Source organism: Parasphingorhabdus sp., from assembly GCF_036964675.1.
Lineage (GTDB): Bacteria > Pseudomonadota > Alphaproteobacteria > Sphingomonadales > Sphingomonadaceae > Parasphingorhabdus.
Genome location: NZ_JBALTF010000079.1, coordinates 1 through 10180 on the forward strand (window position 1 = coordinate 1; position 10180 = coordinate 10180).

Sequence of the window (10180 nt, forward strand, 5' to 3'; positions counted from 1 at the left end):
CGATGCATCCGGCGGGACGACGGGTTATATAGCGTCTGTAGCTGGCAGTGAACAGACACAGCGCGAAATCTTGCATCTCGACGGCGTTCAGGCTGCCAATGACGAAACTAGCACCTCCGAAAAAGAGGCCGTGTCCAGCGGCAATAGGCCCGGCTCTGACGAGGCACCGGTTCACTCCGGGATCGCCGGCGGCGAAGCGATGATTGTCGAAGAAAGCTCGGGCAACAACGATGCGCAGCCGGGTTTTGATGCGAGTGAGTTTCAACCTGCATCCGGACTGCAACTCGACATGGGCATTCCGATGAATGTCGAAGGGCTGGCCGCTTTGGGCAAGACTCCAGCACCGGTGCAAATCGACATCGCGACACCCGATACGCCGCCGGCGATCGTCGAAGAGATCGTCGCAGACGCTATCGATGGCGGATCACCGGCGTTTGTATCGATTGATGCGGTGATTGAAAGCTTCGCCGGCATCGAAATCGACGGTAGCCGCGGAGCGATTGAGCATCTTCCGGGTCAGGCGCTTCCGGAACAGGTTCTTGATATGTTCGTCCCAGGCGACGCCGGACATTTCTCTCCGGGTGTATCAGATGGTCTGCAAGCGCATGTCGACATGATGGATGCCGGCCATGCAACAGTCTAATTCAAAATAGTAAAAAACTGAGAACCGAATTTTCGGAGGGCACAATGAAGAAGAAATTAGGAAAATTAACCATGTTTTTTGGAGGATGCGCAATCGCATTACCCGGCGTGGCACTAGCGCAGGGCAGCGACTTGATGTCATTGGGCAAAGCGGAATTACGAGGAGAAGTTGAAAGCCGATACCAGACAGCGCTTGCGGCTACGCTCAGTGAGAATGTCCTGAAATCGACCGATTCTCAATATTATTGGGCGTCAGAAACTAAGGTACAATGCGGTATCGCACTGGGGTTCCTGAAGAGCGGAACCAAAGATGCAGACAGCATCGGGAAATGCGAACGCTTTGCTCTGCGCATGGTTGGCGATCCATTGCCTCCGCCTCCGCCTCCCATTGATGATGTGCAATGTCGGGAACAGCTTCCGATGGTTGTCTTTTTTGACTGGGATTCCGCCATGCCGCCGCCGGATGCGTCGGCTACAGTGGCGTTGATTGTAGGGAATATGACCTCTTGCGGTTGGAATGCTTTCTCGGTGGTGGGCCATACCGATGCATCTGGCTCCGATAGCTATAATTATCCACTTTCGGTCCAGCGCGCTCAGGCAATTGCAAGTCTTATGCAATCAGCGGGCATTTCCTCCAGTTCAATGACCGTTGATGGCCGGGGAGAAAGTGAATTGAAAATACAGACGCTGGATGGTGAACGCAATCCAACCAACCGCCGTGTTGAAATTAACCAATTGCCTGCGGGTCGCTAAGCAGGGGGAATGATAAAATGAAAAACGTAAAGATGAAATGTCTGGCTCTTGGATCAGCAATATCCGCACTGGTTGTTGCAAATCCGGTGTCCGCACAAACGGTTGATCTTGTGCAGGCAGTCGAAGCCGCGCTGGAGTCCAATCCTGAAATTAATCAGGCAATCCAGAATAAGGAAGCAATCGAGTTTGAGCGGGAACAAGCTCAGGGACTTTTTCTGCCACGGATCACCGTCGAAGGTTCGGCCGGAGTACGTCGGTTGGAAAATGTTACAAGGCGCGCGTTAAATATTGATAATCAGACATTATATCCTGCAGAACTCAGCATATTTGGAGAACAGACTCTGATCGATTTCGGCCGACGGTCTGGTGAGTTGCAACGGCAAGCTGCCCGCACCGACGGGGCGGCGTTGCGTGTGGAAGAGAGATCAGAATTCATAGCCCTTCAGGTCGCAAGGCAGTATCTTGATCTGCTGCTGCAACAACGAATTGTTGCAGCTTCTGATGACAACATCACCTTCCACCGCAATCTTGTTGGTGATTTGACGCAGGGTGTTACCCAGGGATCGATCAGTATAGCGGACCAGCAACAGGCCGAGGAACGGATGCAGGCCGCATTGGTCCGAAAAACAGAAGCTGAAGAAGACATGGTCAATGCAACCATTTCGCTTCGGCAATTGACTGGGCTCTCAATCAACGATGTTGCGATGCCACCATCGAAGCGCGCTCAAGTCGCGCCTACTTTGGCGGAGGCTGTTTCGCAGGCACGCACTGACAATCCTAAGGTTCGCGAAGCCATGGCAGATGTTGATGCTACCCATGCGATGGTGAAAAAGGCCAAGGGAGATCTTGCCCCAACCATTGGTATCGAAGCCAGAGGCCGTGGCGGTGAGGATATCGACGGGTTTCGCGGTCGGACCAGTGATTTTATTGCCCGCGTGGTGCTGCGCTGGAATATCTTTGATGGCGGAATAAACCGTGCGAAATTTCAGGAGATGGTTCGCCGCTCCAGCGAGGCTCGTTTCCGGCTGCATCAAATGAACCGGGAAGCAGAAAGCGATGCCCGGACCGCTTGGAATCGCATGAATACGCAAGGCAAGTTGCTTGATGAGCTCACCAAACAGGGGCAAGTGTCTGATGATTTGCTTATCTCCTATCGGGAACAGTTCAATGTTGGACGGCGCTCGCTGCTCGACGTCCTTGATGCGCAAAATACGCGCTACAATGTGCAAGTGCGCACTGAAACCGCACGATTCTCGGAAATGTTTGCTGAATTCCAGGTGCTCGCGGCGACCAACCAATTTCTTGAAGCGCTGAATTTGGGTGCGCCTGACGCGGCCAAGGCCTATGCAAGAGAACGTTATAATGTTGGGCCGACACCGCCTGCCGAAACCGATTACCGACGGTATCCGAAATAGAGCTATTTGCGTTGGATTTTAGTACCCGAAAATCAAGGAACCTGCGTTGAACATGGAAACGCCTGATATGCTAGGCAAAGACGAAGATCGGAGCGACGATGTTCTGAATTGCCTGGTATTTCTGGCCGAGCATTTCGGCCAGACAACATCCGCACTTGTCCTGCGTTCGGGGCTAGCTGCGGATGAAGCTGGCTGTTTGCCTTTTCACCAGGTTGAACCGGCGCTCGGACTTTTGGGACTAAAAGCGGTTCTCATCACGCGGAAATTGGAGCGGATTGCCGAGAACCGCTTGCCCGCCATCATTTCCTTGCGGGATGGCGGCGCAGTGGTTGTACTGGAAAAAGACGGTGATGAATTTGTCATTCACCGGCCCGGCTTCGAGGAATTGCAATCACTCGCCATCAGCGACCTCGCTGCGGAACATGGCGGTGAGACCATAGCGGTATCGGCCGACGCTACAAAAATCCGTCAGCATGAACGGCCTTGGGACACCGCTCAAAAGAGCCATTGGTTCTGGGATGAAATGCGCAAGGAAAGCGGAGCATTCAAGCAGGTGGCCGGTGCGGCTCTGTTCATCAACCTATTAGGTTTTGCACTGCCTCTATTCACTATGAATGTTTATGATCGGGTCATCCCGAACAAGGCTGCGGCCACCCTTTGGGTGCTAGCCATTGGTGTGTTTCTGGCGTTCATGCTGGAATACGGCATGCGCCTGGCCAGGGCGCGGCTCATTGATGAAACCGGCCGCAAACTGGATGCCAAGCTTTCCCAAAAATTGTTCGAGAAGGTTGTCAATATCCCTCTGGGCAGCCGCTCCGGCAGCACTGGTGCGATGGTGCGACGGGTATCAGAATATGAAATTGTCCGCGACTTTTTCGCCTCGACGACGATTGTTCTGATCATAGACATGCTGTTTCTGGTGATATTTGTCGCTCTGATTGCGGTGATTGCCGGATGGCTTGCGCTGGTGCCGGTCGTGATGATCATCATTATGCTGGTTGCAGGTTATGTCCTGCAAAAGAAAATGGGAGTTGCGGCTTTCGAGGCGCAGGCAGATTCCAGCCTGCAGCATTCGATGCTGGTAGAATCCATCGCTGGCATCGAAACACTGAAGGCCTGCGGCGCCGAAGGTCGGATGCTTTCCCGCTGGAGAAAATACGCGCAGATGAGTGCCGACACGCAGGAAAAAATGCGGCGACTTGGCGCTGTCGCGATCAATCTGGCATCCCTTTGTCAACAGACCACCAGTATCAGCCTGATTATCGGCGGATTTTATCTGTTCAACGCCGGCATCATTTCCATGGGTGCGATCATCGCGATCGTCATGCTCGCGGGACGCTCGTTGAGCCCGGTCGGCCAACTGGCATTTCTGATGACGCGCGGCCGCCAGGCATTTTTGACTCTCGACAGCATCCAGACAATGACAGAGCAGGTCGATGAACGCGGTCTGGGTAGTCGCTCGATCACTCCCGAGGTCAGCGCCGGCAAGATTGTTTTTGACGACGTCAGCTTTGCCTATCCTGAAGCCGACACTGAATCTCTGTCCAGTCTGAACGTAACGTTCAAGCCGGGCGAAAGGGTCGCTGTCATTGGCCGGGTTGCGTCGGGAAAGTCGACTTTGGGACGGTTGATCTGTGGACTTTACCCGCCAGCTTCCGGTGCAATAATGGTCGACGGCCTGGACAGTCGGCAATATCCACCGCGTGTATTGCGTTCGGTTTTCCGTTATGTCGGACAGGATTCCGAACTTTTCAGCGGCTCCATCAAGGAAAACCTGACACTGGGTGTCGCCAAAAGCGATCCGGAACATATGATGGCAGTCTTGCGAAAATCTGGCGCTGACCAGTTCCTTGCCCGTGATGCCGTCGGCTTTGACCGGCTGGCCGGAGAACGCGGTGCCCGCTTATCCGGCGGCCAGCGTAGCTTCCTTGTACTCGCGCGCGCATTGATGAGTCCGTTCAAGCTCCTGTATCTTGACGAACCCACCGGGGCGATGGACGTGCAGACCGAACGCCAGTTCATCGACCACCTGAAGAGTGCACTAGAACCCGACCAGACATTGGTGATATCCACTCACCGGCAGGCGATTTTATCGATAGTCGACCGGATCATTGTGATGGATCAGGGGCGGATAGTAGCGGACGGACCCCGTGATGAAATATTGTCGCGTGTCGGCAATGGCGAGAAACTTCCATGATCCACGAACCGAAATTTGAGGCGGCAGAACCGCTGAGAAAAGCGCTTGATGCCGTGGACACCAATGAAGGCCGAAGTACCTGGTCTTTTCACGTCTTTCTCGCCATTTTTCTGGCAATAGCTGCAGTCACATGGGCCAGCTATGACCGGTGGAGTGGACCGGTCATGAATTGGCTGGATACCGATAGCGCGAATGCGTCCCCTGCGAACAAACGATCGGTGCAGCGCACGGCCGAGCAGCAAATGTTGATTGATGTCACCCAAGGCGAACCCGCAGAGACCATTGTAACTGGTGAAAACGCGCTGGCTGTCAACGCGGCTCTGCCATTTTCTGGTCAACCCGTTTCTGCCGCCAGGCCCTTTCGGCTGGCGGCCACAACGGCAGTCAATGCGCAGCACGCACAAACGTGCCTGACGCAGGCTATCTATTATGAAGCGGGATTTGAACCACTGGCCGGCAAGCAGGCCGTCGCCCAAGTGGTGCTGAACCGGGTGAAACATCCTGCTTTTCCCTCCTCTGTTTGCGGCGTTGTCTATCAAGGCCATCTGGCTCGCGTCTGTCAGTTCAGTTTCACCTGCGATGGTGCTCTATTTCGCAAGCCGCAAAAAGCGGCTTGGACGGCGTCACAATCTGTCGCAGCTGCGGCGCTTGCCGGCTATGTTGAGCCTAGCGTGGGAACCGCAACCCACTATCATGCAGACTATGTTTCGCCATATTGGGCACCAAAATTGGCGAAGATAAAGAAACTGGGAGCGCATATTTTTTATGCCTGGCCGGGGGGTTGGGGACGGCGCGCCGCTTTTACCAGCCGATATACAGGAAGCGAATATCTACCGTCGCTTGAAATGATCCGAAAACCCGCAGAACCATTCCAAGAACCCGATGCTGTGAACTTCGCAAAAAACGGCCTGTCGGTTCCGCCAGCCGTAACCGACCGTCATGCCGAAACCGACGTCGGCGGCCGGCTGGATGTCAACAAGGGCTGGACGCTGCGCATACCAAAGCCATCCGAGACCAGAGAAAGTTTTGCGAAACTGAGGGATAATCAGCACGCGCCCTCCCCGGCCGGGCGGACCGTTTCTGAAGGAGGCGGCCTGTGAAGAATCTACTCTCCTCTCTAGGCCGGTTGAACGGCAGCCAGCGTATCCTTCTGATCGGTGTAGCAGGCATGTTTCTGTTCCTCGTCTGGGCCAGCCTTGCTCAGGTCGACGAAGTTACCCACGGTCAGGGGCGCGTCATACCATCGAGCAAGGTTCAGGTAATACAGGCTAGCGACCCTTCCACCGTTTCCGACATTCTCGTTCGATCGGGTGAACAGGTCAAAAAGGGCCAGTTGCTGGCACGGCTGGACGATACGGATTCATCGTCGGCGCTAGGTCAGATCGAAGCCGAAAACAGATCCTTGTCAGCCCGCGCTGCGCGACTGGGCCGAGAGGGAAGTGGCGCCGGGGCCGATTGTCCACCTGGTGCACCCTGTGCGGAGGAGGCAGTCCTACAACGCGCACGGGGGGCGGCATTACGTTCGAGGCTGTCTGGATTGTCAGCAGCAATCGAACAACGAAGACGGGATCAGAGCGAGGCCCAGGCAACAGTCGCCAGTCTTCAGAGCAGCGTAGCTTTGGCCCGCGAGCAGGTAGCAATGTTGCAACCGCTGGCCGCAAAATCGATCATTCCGCAAACCGAACTGATGACCGCACAACGGGAACTGGTTGATTTGCAGGGTCGCTTGGCTGCAGCGCGACAGGGCGTGGCACGAGCCGCTGCATCTGTGCGTGAGGCACAAGCCCAGCTTTCAGAGGCTAATCTGCAATTCCGGCAGGAAGCCTTAAGCGAGCGCAGTCAGGTCGCTGCAAAAATTGCGGTAAATCAGGAGTCGATTCGCGGGGCCAAGGGCCGATTGGATCGCTCGGAAATCCGTTCTCCGGTTGATGGTATCGTCAATGATGTGCAGATAACCACCATTGGCGGCTTCGTCGGCCCCGGGGAAAAAATTATGCAGGTGGTTCCGATCGGCGACAAATTACTGATCGAAGCCCGCGTCAGACCTAGCGATATTGCCTTTATCCGAGTCAACGACCGTGCCAATGTTAAGGTTACAGCCTATGATTTCTCGATCTACGGTGGCTTGCAAGGCAATGTCGTGCAGGTGTCAGCGGATAGTATTTACGACGAAGTAAAGCAGGAAGCCTATTTTACCGTTATCGTCGAGACCGATCAGGCTTGGTTACAGGCAGCCGGGAAAAAATTGCCTATAACGCCAGGCATGATTTGCGATGTCGAAATTTTGACCGGGCGGAAAAGCATATTGAGCTATTTGCTCAAGCCGGTCTTGCGAGCGCGATCACAGGCACTAACTGAGAGATAGCTCCGGATTACCGACCCAGTTCGAGTGATGCCATTTGAGTGTTGATCGGTTTGGCGGGATAACCGTGCAGCCATTTCCCGTTTGAACTGAAACTCATGATCGGTCGATAATCACGGACATCTTCAGCGTGTAAAATTCGGTCTGTCTCATTATCCAGTACCAACATGTCATTCCCCACGCGCACGACCAGCAGAGCATGATCCGCCCGGCGGACTAGGTCTTTGGCAATGACCAAAAACATATCAGATGATAGGATCCCGCTTGCCTTCAGAAGTTCCATTTTCGCGATCGCATAATCTTCGCAATCGCCGCGTCCGGATTTAAGCGTTCTTCCAACGCTCGCCCAATAGTCTGCTTTCCCATAAAGCTTGTAATCGTCAACATATCGAACATTGGCGTTGACCCAGCGATTGACGACGCGGATGTTATTCTCCTTGTGAATGACCCCGACGATTCCGCCAGCTTGAGCCAGTGCTGTTCTAGCAATATTTATTTCTTGGACGTTATGCGCATGTTTCCATTTTTGATCCATCGGCGTTCGGCTGATTTTCAGCGCCAAGGACCCAAAAATATCGGGCTTTCCATTGTAGTGGGTTTTTGCCGATTGTTCGATGTTGCGCGCCGTTAGCGGTGTGGATTCGGGACTGCTTAGAATATCCCTACCGGCAAACACTGGGGCGATCATCTGCGGTTCTGGTTGTGACAATATTGGTTGTGAAGAAAATGCTATCTTCGTGACTAGGGGAGAACCTGCAAGCCACTGCTTCTTGCCCAAATTGGCCAACGCCTGCCTAACTAGTTCCTGGTTCATTATAGGTGCAGTTTCGGGGCTACTTTGAACAGCCGCACCGACAAACATTGGGGCGACCATCTGTGGTTCTGGCTGTGGCAAGATTGGTTGTGTAGCTAACGCCAGTTTCGTAATTGTCGCAGGAAATTCAACCAACTGCGTCTTGCTGAAATTTACCGGTTCCTTCGTAACCGGTTCGTGGTTCACGAAAACAGAAGAAATTTGCGCGGATCCATTCGGAACTGCGCCCCCGTCTGGACAACTTGATCTTTCGACTTTCTGCTGTGCGTTCTGCATGGCCTCGAGGGCGCTCATTTGTACGCCCAATATCGCATCGGATTTTCCCGGCGCCGCTATCTCCAAATTCTGACAAAATTCGCTGCTATCAGCACGAAGCTCAGCTTGCCAAACGCCAGCTTGTGCCTGGGATGCGAAAAAGACAGCAGATATCGCTAAAGCTGAGGACCATAAAGGGAGTTTACAAGGCCGGAGTCTGTGCCCGGCTATCGAAAGCGAGGCCATTTGGGCGCTGGAAAGAGGAAGTAACTTGCTCATCCAAAGCGCTATCGCAGACCCAGAATAAGTTACTATTTACGCATGTGGTTAGCGGGTTTTGAAAATTAATGGTTAAAAGTTAGATAATATATGCTTTTCAATAAGTTATAACTCGAAAAATTTTGACAAATCTCCGCCTATTTGGTATATTAAGCAGCTAATTTTTGTGGGTGTAATATCATTATTGAAGGCTCCAAAATCAGGGCCAAATATTGGCTATTGATTATGCTGGTTTCGGCGTCGCCGTCACCTGCATCACAGGCACTAGCGGCGCAAGACATCGAGAAAGATCCGGATGCTGAAATTGCCCGAGGCATAGCTAAGGTAAAAATTCTTAATCTTGGTAAAGTGGCACAAATTGCCTATGATGAGCGCGATATTGTGCCCGCGGTTAAACATTCTGACGCCATTTTTGAAATTGTCGAAAACATGGCGGCTGAAACTGGCAGTGACCGCGCGAAAATATTCACAACCCATGCCGTAGAACTGCACAAAGTGGGATATTTTTTCGCGGCAGAACGCTTATTTTATACGGCTTATCGAATCAACGCTGTCGAGCTTGGGGAACATCACCCCTATACTCTTTCCAGCCTCAACAATTTGGCGTCCAATCTCAACGCGCAAGGCCGGTCTGCGGAGGCCGCCATTCATTATCAAGAGGTGTTGGATTTTCGCACCTTGATCCTCGGCTCGCGGGATCCTCTGACCATTAACAGCCTAGCAAACCTGGGTTACACATATGGCCAGCAGGGGCAATTGACAAAGGCGCGGGAATTGCTGGAGCGGGCGCTGACGCTGAACGAAGAAGTACGCGGCCGCGACGATGTAGAGAATGCCAAATTTATGATTCTGCTGGCTGATGTTCTGGGCAATAAGAAATTCGCCTCGGAATCAGAGGCTTATCTCCGTGTTGCGTTAAAAATACTGAACGCATCTAATGGTCCCTATCACGAAGATACGATGAGCTGCCTGCATCGGCTGGGTACTAATCTTTCGATGCAAAAGAAATATAGCGAGGCCGAGCCCTATTTTTATCATGCCTGGACCCGGCGAGAGATCAAATTAGGCAAAGAAAATGAAGCAACCTTGCGAAGCAAAGAGGGACTGATTGCAAGTCTGAAAAATCAGGGCCTGCAGCAAGAGGTCGCTAAGATACTGGGCGTGTCCGTCGTCAGATAATTTGAGACAGATGCGGACTTCGCTGTTTTCTGAGGGTTTGGCAATCTTTCGCGGTCATCAGCGAATGAAAATATGGTGCCAGAAGATTCATGGCGGCATTTTTCCATAGTTGAACATGTCGCAATATTTATCATATAATTCAAATAGGTACGACAAAATTGGCTGAACATGGCGAAACATAGATTTTCACCGTTTCGCATGTCAAAAGGTGGGCTGTCGGGTAGTCTGCTAGTTCGAGTCCCTATATATTAAAAGGTGGGCTAGGCATTACACCTAAGGCCAAA

8 protein-coding genes are annotated in these 10180 nt (G+C 52.8%); 7 read left to right on the top strand and 1 reads right to left on the bottom strand.

Going from position 1 to position 10180, the window contains the following annotated elements; genetic code table 11:
• From V7665_RS11955 to V7665_RS11980, 6 genes are all read left to right on the top strand, one after another.
• Positions 1–643 (top strand): hypothetical protein (locus V7665_RS11955; RefSeq protein ID WP_335664765.1); only part of this gene is annotated, 643 nt, incomplete at its 5' end.
• Between the two features lie 44 nt (positions 644–687).
• Positions 688–1395 carry an OmpA family protein gene (locus V7665_RS11960; protein ID WP_335664766.1) on the top strand — a complete coding sequence of 236 codons (708 nt, stop codon included), beginning with the start codon at positions 688–690 and terminating at the stop codon, positions 1393–1395.
• 17 nt (positions 1396–1412) lie between these two features.
• Positions 1413–2810 carry a TolC family protein gene (locus V7665_RS11965; protein WP_335664767.1) on the top strand — a complete coding sequence of 466 codons (1398 nt, stop codon included), beginning with the start codon at positions 1413–1415 and terminating at the stop codon, positions 2808–2810.
• Positions 2811–2877: 67 nt separating this feature from the next.
• Positions 2878–5007, top strand: a complete 2130-nt coding sequence (locus V7665_RS11970) for a type I secretion system permease/ATPase (RefSeq protein WP_335664768.1) — start codon at positions 2878–2880, stop codon at positions 5005–5007.
• Positions 5004–6107: a cell wall hydrolase gene (locus V7665_RS11975; RefSeq protein ID WP_335664769.1), complete on the top strand. Its 1104-nt coding sequence runs from the start codon at positions 5004–5006 to the stop codon at positions 6105–6107. Before V7665_RS11970 ends, V7665_RS11975 begins: the two co-directional genes overlap by 4 nt.
• Positions 6104–7372 carry an HlyD family type I secretion periplasmic adaptor subunit gene (locus tag V7665_RS11980; RefSeq protein ID WP_335664770.1) on the top strand — a complete coding sequence of 423 codons (1269 nt, stop codon included), beginning with the start codon at positions 6104–6106 and terminating at the stop codon, positions 7370–7372. The genes V7665_RS11975 and V7665_RS11980 overlap by 4 nt, the downstream gene beginning before the upstream one ends.
• A 7-nt stretch (positions 7373–7379) precedes the next feature.
• On the opposite strand, the gene V7665_RS11985 is transcribed toward V7665_RS11980, so the two are convergent.
• The gene (locus tag V7665_RS11985) at positions 7380–8717 is read right to left on the bottom strand and encodes a transglutaminase-like cysteine peptidase (protein WP_335664771.1); all 1338 of its coding nucleotides are present in this window, start codon (positions 8715–8717) and stop codon (positions 7380–7382) included.
• A gap of 225 nt (positions 8718–8942) precedes the next feature.
• On the opposite strand from V7665_RS11985, the gene V7665_RS11990 reads away from it, so the two are divergent.
• A complete protein-coding gene (locus V7665_RS11990) occupies positions 8943–9896 on the top strand; it encodes a tetratricopeptide repeat protein (protein ID WP_335664772.1) in 954 nt (317 codons plus the stop codon).
• The last annotated feature ends 284 nt before the right edge of the window (positions 9897–10180 follow it).